The sequence below is a fragment of the Zavarzinella formosa DSM 19928 genome, from assembly GCF_000255705.1.
GTDB classification, from domain to species: domain Bacteria; phylum Planctomycetota; class Planctomycetia; order Gemmatales; family Gemmataceae; genus Zavarzinella; species Zavarzinella formosa.
In genome coordinates, this window is the sequence record NZ_JH636466.1 from 1 (window position 1) to 253 (window position 253).

A 253-nucleotide genomic window follows, 5' to 3' on the forward strand; every position below is an offset into this window, starting at 1 on the left:
AACTACTTTTTGGGGTCGCTGGTGTCGCAGTGGCGCGACTCGGGGCGCCCGGACGCCCCGGCGATGCTGCGGGCAGACCGGACGCTGGCGATGGCCTTCGAGACGACGCGGCTGGCGCGGGAGGAGTTCCTGGAGCAGGCCGACTGGGCGCTGGGGGTGAAGAAGTTCGACGTGGCGAAGAACCTGTACGAGGCCGCGGCGAAGCTGGACCCGGAGGACCCGCGGACGAAGTCGGGGCTGAAACTCTCCGGCC

1 protein-coding gene is annotated in these 253 nt (G+C 70.0%); it reads left to right on the plus strand.

Features of this window, described 5'->3' with window-relative positions:
* Positions 1–253: hypothetical protein (locus BGIM_RS65485; RefSeq protein WP_040892530.1), on the plus strand; the 253-nt coding region annotated here is incomplete at both ends.